Genomic DNA, 448 nt, shown 5'->3' with positions numbered 1-448 from the left:
GGCATGGGCCGTCGAAGAACTCGCTGTCAACGAACAGTCCGTGGCATTGTCCAAGAGCGGCATCAGCTTCATCGACGCGACCACGGAAATGCTCACTCCACTGACCTGTGGTGCGACACTGGTGACTGTCGGGCATGAGGAAGCCAAGAATCCGGAAGCTCTCCTGGACACAATCCAGCGTAGGCAGGTCACGCATCTGCTGACTGTTCCCAGCCTGGCTGATGCTCTCCTTGATGAAGACTCCGCAGACCAAAAATTCACAAGCCTCACCCACTGGACGATGTCCGGTGAGGCCCTGTCGACAGGAACTGCCGGCAAGGCCGCTGAACGCTGCCCGGGGGTGGTACTCCATGACTTCTACGGGTCTACCGAAGTCACAGGTGATGCGATCACCCACACTGTCCCAGATATTTCGCCTGATGAAGTTGGGGCCGATACAGCGGGCCTC

1 protein-coding gene is annotated in these 448 nt (G+C 58.5%); it reads left to right on the top strand.

Translation table 11 applies throughout. The features are described from left to right. The coding region (locus ACTXPP_RS14230) for an AMP-binding protein (protein WP_443342786.1) at nt 1-448 on the top strand (448 nt) is incomplete at both ends.

The organism is Candidatus Corynebacterium faecigallinarum (assembly GCF_052264515.1).
GTDB classification, from domain to species: domain Bacteria; phylum Actinomycetota; class Actinomycetes; order Mycobacteriales; family Mycobacteriaceae; genus Corynebacterium; species Corynebacterium faecigallinarum.
This window is presented reverse-complemented; position numbering and strand designations above follow the sequence as displayed.